Here is a 15554-nt window from a genome sequence, read left to right as displayed (position 1 = left end):
TTGGATGCTTATTGTTGTTTCCCTTGAAAATATTAGTCGTATTTGGCATTCTATCTTTAGCGATCACAGCTGGCGGTGTCCTGTTATGGGACACGAGTGCTTTACCAGATTTTATGGGGTTAGTCGGCTTTGTGATAGCACAAAAAAACACCGAATCGGTGCGCAAAATGTATACGGACAAAGCCTTATTTTAACGTGCTGTGCTGTTTCGAATAGCTCCACGGGTTCAGTATAACATGAGTTATAAAACTTGTCAAGTAAATTTTTTAGAAAACCTACAGCTGTAAAACTAAGTAAAATCTTATTCTTATTCTATCAAAAAATAGGCCAATCGGGTAGCTAAATGCTTGCTTATTTTTAAAACAAGAGCATAATTTAACTATAAAGATTTTACTTAAGGAGTGTTTTTGTGAAGAAACCATATTCTATCGCTATCGACCTGGGTACCAATAGCGTCGGATGGTGCTTGATCACGGATGATTACAAGGTACCTGCTAAGCGGCTGCCGGTTATGGGTAACACTGGTAAGACCCATATCAAGAAAAACCTGATGGGTGTCTTGCTATTTGATGAGGGGCAGGTTGCGGCAGAGCGCCGTATGAAGCGGGTGTTTCGTCGTCGGCTAACCCGTCGTCGCAATCGTCTGCGTTACTTGCAGGAAATCTTTGCTGAGCCCATGCAGCAGGTGGATGAGACCTTCTTTCATCGGTTGGACGATACTTTTCTGCGTGTTGAGGATAAGCAGTGGCATAAGTACCCTATTTTTGGAACGCTAGCAGAGGAGCTAGCTTATCATGAGACTTTCCCAACAATTTACCATTTGCGCCAACACTTGGCGGATAGTCCTGAAAAAGCAGACCTGCGGCTGGTTTATTTGGCTTTGGCACATATCATCAAATTCCGCGGGCATTTTCTACATGAAGGGAAATTGACCTCTGAGCATACGGATGTTCAACCTTTATTTGAGCAATTTCTGGAAGTGTTTGATGGGCTACGGGGGACAGGGCTAAGCCGTCAACCCCTAATGGTTAAGGATATCTTAACTGCAAAGCTCAGCAAGTCGAAAAAAGTGGAGCAGGTTCTGGCCTTGACACAAGGACTGGATAAAGAGACGAAAGCAGCTCTCAAACAATTTCTGAACTTGACGGTCGGTTTGCAGGCTAATTTTACTTCGATTTTTAGCTTGCCTGAAGATGTGAAGCTGCAATTATCGAAGGACTCCTATGAGGATGATTTGCAAGGCTTGTTGACGCAGCTGGGAGATAGTCGCTATGAAGAGCTGTTTCAAGTGGTGAAACAGCTGTCGGATGCTATCGTCTTGTCAGGGATTCTAACCACAAATGAGGCGACTCACGCCAAATTATCGGCGGTTATGGTCAAGCGTTATCAGGACCACAAGGACGATTTACAAAAGCTGAAAGACTGTTTGAAGGAAACGTCGCGTGACCTTTACAGAGAAGTCTTTAGCGCCAAGAGCAAGACAGGCTATACTGCCTATATTGAACAGGGGTTATCTCAGGATGCGTTTTACAAATACCTGAAGGGCATTTTGAAAGCTGTTGAGGGGCGTGAGTACTTCCTAGAAAAAATTGAGCAAGATAATTTCCTTCGTAAGCAACGGACCTTTGATAATGGCTCTATCCCACATCAGCTTCACTTGGAGGAATTGCGGGCTATTCTAAACCGTCAAGGGAAACACTATCCGTTTCTTGAAGAAAACAAGGCAAAAATTGAGCAGATTTTGACCTTCCGGATTCCTTATTATGTGGGACCGTTGGCGAATGGTCAGAGCCAGTTTGCTTGGTTATCACGGAAATCGGATGACAAGATCCGTCCTTGGAATTTTGATGAGATTGTTGATAAGGAAGCGTCAGCGACCGCCTTTATCGACAAGCTCACCAATCGAGATACTTATTTACCAGATGAAAAGGTCCTCCCCAAGCACAGTCTACTTTACCAAGAATTTACCGTTTACAACGAGCTGACCAAGATTCGTTACGAGGCAGAAGGTCAAGAAAAACCACGTTTCTTTGGTGCCAACATGAAGCAGGAGATTGTCGACCATGTCTTCAAGGAGCACCGTAAGGTGACCCAGAAGGTCTTAATGGCTCATTTGGATAATGAATTTCCACAGTTTCGGATAACGGGTCTTATTGGCTTAGATAATGAAAAAGGCGCTTTCAATGCCTCCTTAAGCACCTACCATGATTTGAAAAAGATATTGGGACGTGACTTTTTGGATCAGCCGGATAACCAAGAGGTATTGGAAGAGCTTGTTCATACCTTAACGGTTTTTGAAGACAAGGAGATGATTAAACAGCGGTTGTCTCAGCATTTTTCGGGGACTATTCTGAAGCAGCTGGCGCGTCGCCATTATACTGGCTGGGGACGCCTATCGCGCAAACTCATTCATGGGTTGAGGGACGCTCACAGTCGTAAGACCATTTTGGATTATTTGATTGATGATGGCTATAGTAATCGTAACTTTATGCAGTTAATCAATGATGATGGGTTGAGTTTCAAAAAATACATTGCGGACGCCCAAGAACAGCATGATAGCGAAGATATCAAGCAGGTCATTGCTGATTTGCCAGGTAGCCCAGCCATTAAAAAAGGGATTTGGCAGAGTATCAAGATCGTTGATGAGTTGGTGAAGGTCATGGGATATGCACCTGAACATATCATCATTGAAATGGCACGAGAAAACCAGACGACAGCCAGGGGACGAAAAAATGCTCAGGAACGGTTGAAACGTTTAGAAGAGGCTTTAGGAGGTTTGGGAAGTGCCATCCTTAAGGAAAAGAAGCCTGATTATATAGAGGGTGACGTTCAAAACCATCATTTGCAAAATGATGCTCTCTACCTTTACTATCTCCAAAATGGAACGGATATGTATACAGGTGACGCACTAGATGTTAATAAATTACCGGATTACGATATCGACCATATTATTCCACGGAGCTTTATAAAGGACGATTCTCTGGATAACCGCGTTTTGACGATTTCTAAGGAAAACCGAAAAAAATTAGATAATGTACCGTCAATGGAAGTTGTTGCTAAGATGCGACCGTTTTGGGAGCAGCTGTACCGTTCTCGTCTTATCAGCAAGCGCAAATATGACAATTTGACAAAAGCTAGTCGTGGTGGGTTGACAGAGGAAGACAAGGCCCGTTTTATCAAGCGTCAGCTAGTGGAAACACGGCAAATCACCAAGCATGTTGCTCGCTTGCTGGATGAGCGTTTCAATCCAACAGTCCTTGATGGCAAACGTCAGCGAACCGTTCAGGTGTTGACCTTAAAAGCCAGTCTTACCTCACAATTTAGAGAGCTATTTGGTCTTCACAAGGTGCGGGAGATCAACGACTATCACCATGCCCATGATGCCTATCTCAATGCAGTGATTGGTAAGGCCCTTTTGACCCGATATCCTCAACTGGCTCCAGAGTTTGTCTATGGGGAGTATCACGTAAGAAAACGGTCAATAACTGATGCTAAAGCTACCGAAAAAACCTTTTTCTACTCCAACCTCATGAACATGTTCCAAGAAACCATTCGTTTGTCAAATGATGTTATCATCGAGCGACCGATGGTGGAAATCAATGAAGAAACTGGCGAAATTGCTTGGAATAAGAAGAAACACATGGCCACTGTTAAAAAGGTTTTATCCTATCCGCAGGTCAATATTGTTAAGAAGACAGAAATCCAGAGCGGTCGTTTCACGAAAGAAACGGTGCTACCAAAAGGGGATTCAGACAAGCTGATTGCTCGAAAAACCAAGGAGGTGTACCTGGATCCTAAAAAATATGGGGGTGTGGATAGTCCAACGGTGGCCTATGCCGTTCTTGTGGTGGCTTCTGTTGAAAAAGGCAAGGCGAAAAAGCTGAAGCAGGTCAAGGACTTGGTTGGTGTGACCATCATGGAGCGCCAGCAGTTTGAAAAAGATCCGATAGCCTTTTTAGAAGCAAAAGGTTATCGCCAGATTCAAAATCATCACATGATTAAATTGCCAAAATATAGTCTGTTTGAGTTTGAAAATGGTCGTCGACGCTTACTCGCTAGTTCTGGTGAATTGCAAAAAGGCAATCAGCTAGTTTTACCACATCATCTAGTAACTCTCTTGTACCATGCTCAGAGAGTAGACGGAAAAAATGCTGGCGATCATCTTACTTATTTGAAGGAGCATCGGGCTTTATTTGATGAATTGTTTGAAATGATTGTGGCGAATGCCCAACGGTTTGTGTCAAAACCAAAGGCTGTGGAGAGTTTAATAGAGCAATTTACCCAGAAAAAAGAGACGAGTGATCTCAAGGAGCTGGCCAAATCGTTTCTTGAGCTCCTGAAATTCACCGCATACGGAGCACCTGCTGAGTTGAAATTCCTAGGCAAGACCATTCCTCGTCAGCGTTACATGACGGTGACAGAGTGTCTCTCTGCTATCCTAGTGCACCAATCAGTGACGGGTCTTTATGAGACACGGATTGATTTATCTAAGCTGGGAGATGACTGATGGGCTGGCGGACAGTAGTGGTCAATACCCACTCAAAATTATCGTATAAAAACAACCATCTGATTTTCAAGGATGCCACTCGGACAGAGTTGATTCATCTGTCCGAGGTGGATATTCTCTTACTGGAAACGACGGATATTGTCTTGTCTACCATGTTGGTGAAGCGGTTGGTTGATGAGAATATTTTGCTGATTTTTTGTGATGATAAGCGCCTCCCTATTGCTCAGCTTATGCCTTTTGCGGCTCGGCATGATTCGAGTTTGCAGCTGTCTCGTCAGATTGGTTGGGCAGAGGATCTCAAAGCAAGGGTGTGGACAGAAATCATTGCCCAGAAAATTCTCAATCAGGCCTCTTTTCTCGGCGACTGTCAGTTTTTTGAGAAGGCGCAAGCGGTCATGGAGCTTTATCATGGTTTGGAAATGTTTGATCCTAGCAACCGTGAAGGACATGCTGCTAGAACCTACTTTAACACCCTCTTTGGGAATGATTTTTCGCGGGAGCAGGATAACCCTGTCAACGCAGGTTTGGACTATGGCTATAGCTTGCTCTTGAGCATGTTTGCGAGAGAGGTGGTGGTCTGTGGTTGCATGACACAACTGGGGCTTAAACATGCCAATCAGTTTAATCACTTTAATTTTGCCAGTGATATTATGGAACCTTTTCGTCCGATTATTGACCGAATCGTCTATGTGAATCGAGAGAAGTCCTTTATTGGCATTAAACGCGAACTCTTCAGTATTTTCTCAGAAACCTACTCTTATAGAGGGAAAGAGATGTACTTGACCAATATTGTGAGCGACTATACGAAGAGAGTTGTTAAGGCACTTAACAGTCAAGGAAAGGAGCTTCCCGAATTTAGGATATGAGTTATCGCTATATGAGAATGTTATTGATGTTTGATATGCCTGTTGAGACGGCAGATGAGCGCAAGGCTTATCGGAAATTTCGAAAATTTTTGCTGAGTGAGGGCTTCATCATGCACCAATTTTCGGTTTACAGTAAGCTTTTACTCAACAATACCGCTAGCAATGCCATGTTGGCACGATTAAAGGAAAATAATCCCCAAAAGGGGCATATTACTTTATTGACGGTGACCGAAAAGCAGTTTGCGCGAATGGTCTATCTGCATGGAGAAAGGGATCAGTCGGTTGCCAATTCTGATGCCCGAGTTGTCTTTTTAGGAGAAGGATTTGATGAAGCTGAATCTACCTATTTTTGATGAGCCGATAGCCTTATCTGGTTTAACTATCTTGACTGTTGAGTCGACGGCTGTCTTTGCCCGTCTTGTCCAGCTGTTTTATCAGTACAACGAGACCTCAGAGCTTCGCCTGTTTGATCAAAAAAGTCGGTCATTGAAGGAAGCAGAGGTGATGCTAGTGACAGATATTTTAGGATTTGATGTTAATGCGCCTAGTGTTTTAAAGCTTATTCATGCAGACCTTGAACAACAGCTTAACAATAAACCAGAGGTCAAGTCAATGATTGATAAGCTATCGTCTACCATCACTGAACTGATTGCTTATGAATGTCTCGAAAACGAACTGGACCTCGAGTACGATGAGGTGACCATCTTGGAGCTTATTAAAGCGTTAGGTGTCCGCGTTGAAACAGCGAATGATACCATTTTTGAAAAATGCTTTGAGATTCTTCAAATTGTCAAGTATTTAGCTAAAAAGAGACTGCTGGTCTTGGTCAATAGTGGTGCCTATTTCAGTTGTAAGGAATTGGCTCGGCTGAAAGAATACATTGACCTAAATCAGATGACGGTACTTTTTTTAGAGCCAAGGCGATTATATGACCTACCTCAGTATGTCCTAGATGATGATTACTTCCTAATCACAGAAAATATGCTATAATAGTGGTTATAAAGGAGCCAGACGAAACTGAAGTCTAGCTGAGACGAACAGTGCGATTACGAAATCTTATAGGCAAAAAAGCCTCCGAGGTTTTAGAGCTGTGCTGTTTCGAATGGCTCCAAAACATTTATGGTAAAGTAAACGAAACTGATTGGGTTTTAGAGCTGTGCTGTTTCGAATGGCTCCAAAACGAGTGTGGCTTCCTGTCGATTTTCTCTAGTGTTTTAGAGCTGTGCTGTTTCGAATGGCTCCAAAACGATGATCTCGATACCCTTAGCAACAATGTTGTTTTAGAGCTGTGCTGTTTCGAATGGCTCCAAAACTGCTTTTTCAACAGGTTTGAACTTGTCCTTGTTTTAGAGCTGTGCTGTTTCGAATGGCTCCAAAACATAGTTGGCCACGACCTTGCCTTTGAGACTGTTTTAGAGCTGTGCTGTTTCGAATGGCTCCAAAACGTTGACAAGACAATCAAATCAACAATGCCTGTTTTAGAGCTGTGCTGTTTCGAATGGCTCCAAAACTTTATGCTTTGCAAAAAGAAAATGCGGCGTGTTTTAGAGCTGTGCTGTTTCGAATGGCTCCAAAACATCGATTTAGTATCGATTGGCGCAAAGAGTGTTTTAGAGCTGTGCTGTTTCGAATGGCTCCAAAACTATAAGCAGTTTAGGTTTGCGGAAGGCTTTGTTTTAGAGCTGTGCTGTTTCGAATGGCTCCAAAACTAGCAGATAGTTCCTACCTCCAGCTTCTGTGTTTTAGAGCTGTGCTGTTTCGAATGGCTCCAAAACAGGGGAATATACCAAGATTGCAGAAGCCTTGTTTTAGAGCTGTGCTGTTTTGAGATTTCTATCAAACGTTTCTGTTGATCTATCCGCTCCCCTTTAATGCTAGACAGTTGGAACAGGCTGGGCGGTTAGCTATCAATCCCGACTACGGCTACGAATTTAGCCATACCCTTGACGCGCAGATTGGCGGTCAGCTGCGTGCTGGATTTGCCGTAATTGATTTTTATGAATCAAAAAATAGCCAGCATCGCCTATCAATTTATGGCAGTGATTATTTGGCCAATTTAAGCATCAAGTTGTAAAGGAGCATTATGCCAGAATTACCAGAGGTGGAGACGGTCAGAAGAGGGCTGGAGCGCTTGGTAGTCGGTCGTCGGATTGAGCGTGTGAGGATCCGCTATCCGAGGCTGGTTGTGACAGACCGTGATGAATTTGTCGCCAGTTTGACTGGTGCGACTATTGAGCAGATGGGGCGTCGGGGCAAGTACCTGCTATTTGGTCTCGGTCAGATGACCATGGTGTCTCATCTGAGAATGGAGGGCAAGTGGTTGCTCTTTCCATCTGACCAAATCCCTGATAACAAGCATTTTCATGCTTTTTTTGACTTAGATGGGAACGAGACCCTCGTCTATCAAGATGTCCGGAAATTTGGCACGCTGGAATTGGTCAAAACAGCTGATCTGCTCGGCTATTTTACCAAGAAAAAGTTAGGACCAGAGCCTGAAAAAGGCGTCTTTGCCTATGCGAGCTTTGAGCGGGCGGTAGCTGCTAGTAAAAAGCCAATCAAACCGCTCTTACTGGACCAGTCCTTGGTAGCGGGCTTGGGCAATATCTATGTGGACGAAGTGCTTTGGGCGGCGAAGGTGCATCCTGAGCGTGTGGCTAGCAGCCTGAAAAAAGCTGAAATCAAGCGTCTACACCATGAGACCATTCGGATCTTGCAGCTGGGGATTGAAAAGGGCGGCTCGACCATCCGAACCTATCGCAATGCTTTGGGGATGGACGGGACCATGCAGGAGTACTTGCAGGTCTATGGGAAGACGGGGCAGCCCTGTGCCAGATGTGGACGGGACATCGTCAAAATCAAGGTGGCAGGTCGGGGCAGTCATTTTTGTCCGAGGTGTCAGAAAAGATTGTGATTTTGTGAAAGTATCTGATTTATGGTATAATAGACTTAATCAATAACAGGAGGTATCTATTGTGGCTAATGTAGGAGTTTTTAGCATTATTGCTATGATCATCAGTGTTTTATCTACGGCGTTAACAGTGTTTATCGCTGCCCATATCGTCCGCTATGTTTTCCGGGATGTGATTGAGAAATTTTTGGAGAACTAAACGAATAGAAGTTCAAGATACTTTGGTACAGGTTAGGGAGTTTATTTCCCTAGCCTTTTATGGTACAATGAAAGAAAACAAGGAGCGATTATGGCAAGGGTTATTGGACTAACAGGCGGGATTGCCTCTGGGAAATCGACGGTGAGTGCTTACTTGAGACGCCAAGGTGTAGCAGTGGTTGATGCCGATCAATTGGTGCATAACTTGCAGGCCAAGGGAGGCAAGCTCTATCAGGCCTTGGTTGACCATTTTGGGTCAGGGATTTTGCGTCTAGATGGGGAGCTTGACCGTCCGAAGTTGGCAGAGTTAATTTTTTCCAGTCCAGAACAGTTGGCGACGTCCTCTGAACTGCAGGACGAGATGATCCGTCAGGCCTTGGCAGAAGAGAAGGTCCGCTTGGCTGCGCTACATGATGTGGTGGTGCTGGATATTCCGTTGCTTTTTGAAAAGGGATATGCTAGCTGGTGCGATGAGGTCTGGCTGGTGGCGGTCGATGAACAGACACAATTACAACGCCTCATGGCCCGCAATGGCTATACGCTAGCTCAAGCTCAAACACGTCTACAGAGCCAGATGTCGCTGGCTGAGAAGCAAACGCGCGCTGACCGAGTGATTGACAACACAGGGGACTTGTCAGTGACCTACGCGCAGATTGACCAGTTCTTGCAGGCATTGGCGAAGGGGAGGCGTTAAACTCTTCTCATTCATCGGCCTTCATCGTCCCAATGATGCTCGAGAGAGGGTGAGCTCATACGGTTGCCTAACCAACCTGACAGATGACTACTCGACAAGAGCCTAACTGCTCTGCAATTGTCCAAAAAAGGAGACTAAAATGACACAACTAACCATCGCTAAGGGAACTAATCCCGTTGCCCTCCAGCTCAATATGCTTAATCGTCACGGTTTAATCGCTGGTGCGACTGGAACGGGGAAAACGGTGACCCTCAAGGTTCTTGCTGAACAGCTGAGTCAGGCTGGCGTGCCTGTTTTTCTGGCAGACATCAAGGGTGATTTAGCCAATTTGGCGCGTGAGGGTGAGGTAACGGAGAAGCTGGCTGAACGCTTGACCAAGCTAGGCTTGACTGACACTTATGAGCCAAAGGCCTTTCCAGTTCGTCTCTGGGACGTCTTTGGCGAAGCTGGTGTGCCTATCCGTACGACTGTTTCAGAGATGGGGCCATCACTTTTGGCGCGCCTCCTGAACCTTAATGACACCCAGACGGGCATTCTCAACATCGCTTTTAAGGTGGCTGATGATAACGGTTGGCTTTTGACAGATCTCAAGGATTTGAAAGCTCTTTTACGCGAAATAGCAGAGCAGGCTAGCCAGTATTCCCAAGACTACGGGCATATTGCTAAGGCCTCTGTTGCTGCCATTCAGCGCAGTCTTTTGGTCCTGGAACAAGAAGGTGGTGATATCTTTTTTGGGGAACCTGCCCTAGAGTTGGCGGACTTTATGCAGAATGATCAGGATGGCCGAGGCACTATCAACGTCCTAACTGCTACCAAGCTTTTTAACTCACCGACCCTTTACTCGACGTTCCTTCTTTGGATGATGGCAGAGCTGTTTGAAAACATGCCTGAGGTGGGGGATTTGGATAAGCCTAAGCTAGTTTTCTTCTTTGACGAAGCTCACCTACTCTTCAAAGATGCGCCAAAAGTCTTTGTGGATAAGGTGGAGCAGATTGTCCGATTGATTCGCTCAAAAGGGGTGGGAATCTTCTTTATTACGCAGAATCCGGCGGATCTCCCTGAGCCTATCTTAGCCCAACTGGGTAACCGTGTTCAGCATGCACTTCGTGCTTATACACCTAAGGAGCTAAAAGCCGTCAAGTCAGCCGCGGAAAGCTTCCGTCAGAACCCAGATTTAGAGATAGAAACTGTCATCACAGAATTGGAAGTGGGGGAAGCCTTGGTGTCCTTCCTCAACGAAAGAGCTCAGCCGAGTATGGTGGAGAGGGCTTTTATCTATCCACCACAATCCAGCTTTACCCCTCTCACAGGCTTAGACATACAGGGGTTGGTTAATGCTTCGCCTTTCTACGACAAGTACGCTGAAAGCTTGGATGCCGAGTCAGCCTATGAGGTCTTGGAAGCCAAATTGACTCAAGAAAAAGCTGAAAAGGAAGCTCGGGCTATGGCTGACGCTCAAGAAAAAGCTGAAAAAGCCTTAGCCAAGGAACAAGAACGGGCACGCAAGGAGGCTGAAAAAGTCGCTCGTGCCAATGCCCGTCGACCAAAATCAGCTGTTGAAAAAGCTGCCGATAGTTTTATCAATTCTGCAGTCCGAGCTGTCGGCCGCGAGTTGGTGCGTGGGATTTTTGGTAGCTTGAGAAAACGCTAGTGAGAAAACGTTGGCAGGTCATCTTTGTGATGGCTTGTCCTTTTATTTTGTGATATAATGGGCAGGTGAAAACGATTGGTTAAGACTCTCAGCAGCTTGGTAGAGAGTCTTCCACCATTTATAAAAATGCAAACGATTCTAGCAGGAAAGGAGTGACCATGCGCATTAAGGTCAATTTAAAATGTAGTAGTTGTGGTCAACTCAACTACCTGACCAGTAAAAACAATAAGACACATCCAGATAAGATAGAGGTCTTGAAATACTGTCCCAAGGAAAGAAAAGTAGCTTTACATATTGAAAGTAAATAATCTTTATGGTAAAATAGAGAGAATTGATTATAGAAAGTGACGATTATGTATAACTTATTATTAACAACATTATTAGTTTTATCGGTATTTCTCGTGATTGTAATCTTTATGCAGCCGACTAAAAACCAGTCATCAAACGTTTTTGATGCTAGTTCTGGAGCGCTTTTTGAGCGCAGTAAGGCGCGTGGATTTGAAGCCGTGATGCAACGATTAACAGCTATCCTTATCTTCTTGTGGTTAGCGATTGCACTCATCTTGGCTATCTTGTCCAGTCGATAATCACAAGGACCGCAAGGTCCTTTCTTTTTTACCGAATCGTCTAGGAAAGGAATTATGAAAAAACAGATTATCGCTTACCTAAAGGAAGCGGGACCCGTCACGATGACAGACTTATCCCAGGCTCTAGGTATAGATACTGCTAGTGATTTTAAACATTTAGTGAAATCAGTATCTAACTTAGAACATAAGAAAGAGATTGAATTTTATGAGGATGGGCGAGTTGCTCTTAAAGTCAGACATCAATCTTTAACGCTGAAGGGGCGTTTTTCTGCCCATAAAAATGGGTTTGGTTTTGTAAGCTTGTCAGATGGTAGTGAAGAGCTCTTTATTGGTCGCAATGATGTTGGCCATGCCATTGATGGTGACTTAGTAGAACTTATCATCACCAAGCCTGCTAATCGCTTGAAAGGGACTGTTGCTGAAGGTCGAATTATTGATGTCATTGAACGGCAACTGACGACTGCGGTTGGCGCGGTTGTTCTGGATGATGAAAAGTCGGATTTTATCGGCTATATCCGAAGCAAGAATCAGAAAATTTCCCAATTGATTTATCTAAGGCCGACAGCCTTGATAATGGATGGAACCGAAGTTGTCAAGGTTGATATTGTGGATTACCCAAGCGCCAAACGTGATTTCTTTGTGGCTGAGATAAGAGATATTATCGGTCGTATCGATGATCCAGGGATTGATGTGCTGGAAGTGTTAGAGAGTATGGAGATCGTCTCTAGTTTTCCAGATGCTGTTTTGCAAGAAGCGCAAGCTATTGCGGAAGCACCAACGGAAGAAGATCTAATAGGACGCTTGGACCTCCGCGGTGAAGTGACCTTTACCATCGACGGGGCTGACGCTAAGGATTTGGATGATGCTGTTCATATCAAGCAGTTGCCCAATGGCAACTTTGAGTTGGGAGTCCACATTGCTGACGTGTCCTACTATGTGACCGAAGGCTCAGCACTGGATCAGGAAGCCTTGCGTCGGGGAACGTCTGTCTATGTGACAGACCGTGTAGTTCCCATGCTTCCTGAACGTTTGTCTAACGGTATCTGCTCCCTCAATCCCCAAGTGGATCGTTTGACCCAGTCAGCCATCATGGAAATTAATGCTAAAGGGCAGGTAGTCAACTACCAATTGGCTCAAAGTGTGATTAAGACAACCTATCGGATGACCTATGGAGATGTCAATGACATGCTCGCTGGAGATTCGGAAAAGTTGGAACGTTATGCGAAAATTGCACCATCCGTCAAGGACATGGCAGAACTACATACCATTTTAGAGACCATGCGTTACCGAAGGGGAGCCTTGAATTTTGACACCAAGGAAGCCAAAATTCTTGTTAATGCCCTTGGAAAACCAGTTGATATTGCACTTCGCCAAAGGGGAATTGCCGAACGCATGATTGAATCTTTCATGCTAGTTGCCAATGAAACGGTTGCAGAGCATTTTGCAAGATTAAACCTCCCTTTTATCTATCGAATTCACGAAGAGCCAAAGGCTGAAAAATTACAGACATTTATCGACTATGCCTCGATTTTTGGCATTCCAATAAGAGGCACAGCAGCGAAAATCAGTCAGGAAGCCTTGCAGGATGTCATGGCTAAGGTGGCTGGTCAGCCAAACAGTGAGGTTCTGTCTATGATGTTGTTGCGGTCCATGCAACAGGCCCGTTATTCTGAGGAAAACCACGGGCATTACGGGCTTGCGGCTGAATTTTATACCCACTTTACCAGTCCGATTCGGCGCTATCCCGACCTCATGGTTCACCGCATGCTGAGGGATTACATGCGAGGAACTAAGCAAGAAGTAGCAGAGCATTTTGCTGGAATTTTACCTGAAATTGCTAGTGAATCCAGTCGCTTGGAACGGCGAGCAGTTGATGCTGAACGCGAAGTTGAAGCGATGAAAAAAGCAGAATTCATGACAGACTATGTCGGAGAGGTCTTTGATGGAGTGGTGTCTAGCATTGCCAAGTTCGGTCTCTTTGTTGAACTCCCAAACACTGTCGAAGGTTTGATTCATGTGACCAATCTGCCAGAGTATTTCCAATATCATGAGCGGACTCTGACGTTACAAGGAGAACGCACAGGTCTGGTCTTTAAAGTAGGCCAACCTATCCGAGTGAGGGTGACCAAGGCAGATAAGGCCACAGGAGAAATTGATTTTGAATGGGTGGCTTCTGAACTTGATTGGTTTGACAAGCCTCAAAAGGCCCTTAGAGATAAGCCGAAACCGACACGGAAACGAGCCTCCAAAGAAAGGCAAGTATCTAGCAAAAAGAAATCTCATTCTACTAAAGGGAAAAAACCATTTTACAAGGAAGTCGCTAAAAAAGGAGGACAACATGGCAAAGGGCGAAGGAAAGCTCGTCGCGCAAAATAAGAAAGCACGTCATGACTATACGATTGTTGATACCATTGAAGCGGGAATCGTTCTAACTGGAACGGAAATCAAGAGTGTACGTGCCGCACGGATTCAGCTCAAGGACGGTTTTGCTCAAATCAAGCGAGGAGAAGCTTGGTTGGTTAATGTTCACATTAGCCCTTTTGAACAGGGGAATATCTGGAACCAAGATCCCATACGGACACGTAAACTTCTCTTACGTCGCAAGCAAATTGATCAATTGGAACAAGCATTAAAGGGATCAGGTATGACCTTGGTTCCCTTGAAGGTCTACCTTAAAGATGGTTTTGCCAAGGTTCTTTTAGGGCTAGCTAAGGGCAAGCACGACTATGATAAGCGCGAGTCAATTAAGCAACGGGAACAAGACCGTGATCTTAAACGCACCATGAAACAGTTTAATGCTCGCTAGGGTTTCATCACTCGTTAGCTAAGTATAGACGCAATAGGCTTATAAAGACTTTGAAGCCTTGTCACGAAGGGGAAGTTGTACACACATCTTCTTTCTCTGTGTAAGGCTTTTATCAGTCGTTCAGATTTGTCTTATTTTTAGCATATGGCGGGATTTTTGCGAGATTTTCTATGGTGACAAGTAGCTACTGAGAGACTGGGGAATAAGCTACTCATTGAGTTAGGCCTTGTTCAGAAAATGTTCCAAACTTTTGGAAGGCAAAGCAATAGCGTTTTTGAAAGTGAGTTTTGCAGCGCATGTCATTTCTTGGATGGTGGGCAATTAAGGGCTGGTAGTTGAGCCTGAGATAGAATTCTGAATAGTCTACGATAGCGTATTGGATACCGAGGCCGAAGCTCTGTACTATGCGTCTAGGTAACATTGACCCAGGCAGCAATTACTGAAGCTGTTGCGGTCCTTTAGATCCAAAGCTTTGATAATAACCTAGAAGCAGGCATGCCTGTCAATCTCTCGTGAGAGGGAGACTTTCCCCTATCCAATCAAGCTGGGTAGATAGTTATTGGCTCAACAGACTGAGGCTAGGCTTAAGAGAGGGGGATTTGGCAATTGGTTTGTCCAGACAGTTATGAAAGAGCTAGCACAGATGGCGTCTACCCTATTAGTTAACTATTCCATCAGGTATAGGATTGCTAAATTGTTTTACCTCAAAAAATAGCTTATTGACAAGTCCGTAGTGGTCTCTATAACGGATGGTTGGGCAAGAGAAAGTTCTAAAATGAAGTTAGCCAGTTGAGAGTATGCAAAAACATCTCAGAGAGATATAATGTAGTTCACCACAAACACATTAAAAGGAACTCTGAGATGCAAAACCATTATACTACAAAAGGCAAACATTTGACACTAACAGAACGTCGTTTGATTGAACGATGGAAATCTGAAGGAATCAGTCATCGTCAGATTGCCGCTTTACTTGGAAAAGCCCCGCAAACGATTCACAACGAAATCAAACGAGGACTCGTTAGGCAACAAGTGCGTAAAGGAAAGTTTGAGAGGGTCTATCGGGCTGATGCAGCGCAAGCTACTTACGAGGAAAACAGAACTAAATCTGTTCGGCCAGTCACCTTGACTAAGGAATTGAAAGAGCGTATTGTCCACTACTGGAGACAGAAATATTCGCCTGAGATGATGGTCAAGGCTAAAGGTATTTCTACGCCAATTTCCACCATCTACTACTGGATTCACCACGGACACTTGGGGATTGCACCATCTGAGATGCTTTATCCACGCAAAAGCAAAGTAGAGAAAAAGCAAGCTAGTCCAAACTTTAAACCTGCTGG

General features: G+C 44.6%; 13 protein-coding genes, 1 pseudogene and 1 CRISPR repeat array. All 14 genes and pseudogenes read left to right on the top strand.

From position 1 onward, the window contains the following. Positions 1 to 409 precede the first annotated feature (409 nt). The gene (cas9, locus tag HF992_RS00065; protein ID WP_168548033.1) at positions 410 to 4507 is read left to right on the top strand and encodes a type II CRISPR RNA-guided endonuclease Cas9; all 4098 of its coding nucleotides are present in this window, start codon (positions 410 to 412) and stop codon (positions 4505 to 4507) included. Then, positions 4504 to 5373, top strand: coding sequence for a type II CRISPR-associated endonuclease Cas1 (gene cas1, locus HF992_RS00060; protein ID WP_168548228.1), 870 nt, complete (start codon positions 4504 to 4506; stop codon positions 5371 to 5373). The genes cas9 and cas1 overlap by 4 nt, the downstream gene beginning before the upstream one ends. Beyond that, entirely contained in the window at positions 5370 to 5726 is a 357-nt protein-coding gene (cas2, locus tag HF992_RS00055; RefSeq protein WP_168548032.1) for a CRISPR-associated endonuclease Cas2, read from the top strand. Before cas1 ends, cas2 begins: the two co-directional genes overlap by 4 nt. Then, positions 5698 to 6363, top strand: coding sequence for a type II-A CRISPR-associated protein Csn2 (csn2, locus tag HF992_RS00050; protein WP_246201189.1), 666 nt, complete (start codon positions 5698 to 5700; stop codon positions 6361 to 6363). The genes cas2 and csn2 overlap by 29 nt, the downstream gene beginning before the upstream one ends. A gap of 88 nt (positions 6364 to 6451) precedes the next feature. Next, positions 6452 to 7148: direct repeats of the CRISPR family, unit length 37 nt; unit sequence TGTTTTAGAGCTGTGCTGTTTCGAATGGCTCCAAAAC. An 80-nt stretch (positions 7149 to 7228) separates the two neighbouring features. Continuing rightward, positions 7229 to 7447 (top strand): annotated as a pseudogene (locus tag HF992_RS00045) (class I SAM-dependent methyltransferase); the annotation flags it as partial. A 9-nt stretch (positions 7448 to 7456) separates the two neighbouring features. After that, complete coding sequence (mutM, locus tag HF992_RS00040) at positions 7457 to 8284, top strand: DNA-formamidopyrimidine glycosylase (protein ID WP_168548030.1); 828 nt, start codon at positions 7457 to 7459, stop codon at positions 8282 to 8284. A 61-nt stretch (positions 8285 to 8345) separates the two neighbouring features. Continuing rightward, positions 8346 to 8480 carry a hypothetical protein gene (locus HF992_RS12140; protein ID WP_281346956.1) on the top strand — a complete coding sequence of 45 codons (135 nt, stop codon included), beginning with the start codon at positions 8346 to 8348 and terminating at the stop codon, positions 8478 to 8480. 90 nt (positions 8481 to 8570) lie between these two features. Then, positions 8571 to 9173 carry a dephospho-CoA kinase gene (coaE, locus tag HF992_RS00035; RefSeq protein ID WP_168548029.1) on the top strand — a complete coding sequence of 201 codons (603 nt, stop codon included), beginning with the start codon at positions 8571 to 8573 and terminating at the stop codon, positions 9171 to 9173. Positions 9174 to 9312: 139 nt separating this feature from the next. Continuing rightward, the gene (locus HF992_RS00030; protein WP_168548028.1) at positions 9313 to 10824 is read left to right on the top strand and encodes a helicase HerA-like domain-containing protein; all 1512 of its coding nucleotides are present in this window, start codon (positions 9313 to 9315) and stop codon (positions 10822 to 10824) included. 158 nt (positions 10825 to 10982) lie between these two features. Further along, the gene (gene rpmG, locus HF992_RS00025; RefSeq protein ID WP_168548027.1) at positions 10983 to 11132 is read left to right on the top strand and encodes a 50S ribosomal protein L33; all 150 of its coding nucleotides are present in this window, start codon (positions 10983 to 10985) and stop codon (positions 11130 to 11132) included. 45 nt (positions 11133 to 11177) lie between these two features. Further along, complete coding sequence (secG, locus tag HF992_RS00020; RefSeq protein ID WP_168548026.1) at positions 11178 to 11411, top strand: preprotein translocase subunit SecG; 234 nt, start codon at positions 11178 to 11180, stop codon at positions 11409 to 11411. 54 nt (positions 11412 to 11465) lie between these two features. Continuing rightward, on the top strand, positions 11466 to 13787 hold the full coding sequence (gene rnr / locus HF992_RS00015) for a ribonuclease R (protein ID WP_168548025.1): 2322 nt from the start codon (positions 11466 to 11468) through the stop codon (positions 13785 to 13787). Beyond that, the gene (smpB, locus tag HF992_RS00010; RefSeq protein WP_168548024.1) at positions 13750 to 14217 is read left to right on the top strand and encodes an SsrA-binding protein SmpB; all 468 of its coding nucleotides are present in this window, start codon (positions 13750 to 13752) and stop codon (positions 14215 to 14217) included. Before rnr ends, smpB begins: the two co-directional genes overlap by 38 nt. Before the next feature lie 861 nt (positions 14218 to 15078). After that, positions 15079 to 15554: helix-turn-helix domain-containing protein (locus tag HF992_RS00005; RefSeq protein WP_168548023.1), on the top strand; the 476-nt coding region annotated here is incomplete at its 3' end.

Origin of the sequence: Streptococcus ovuberis (genome assembly GCF_012396585.1) — a bacterium.
GTDB lineage: Bacteria > Bacillota > Bacilli > Lactobacillales > Streptococcaceae > Streptococcus > Streptococcus ovuberis.
Note: the sequence above shows the minus strand (reverse complement) of the source record. Positions and strands in the feature narration are given on the sequence as shown.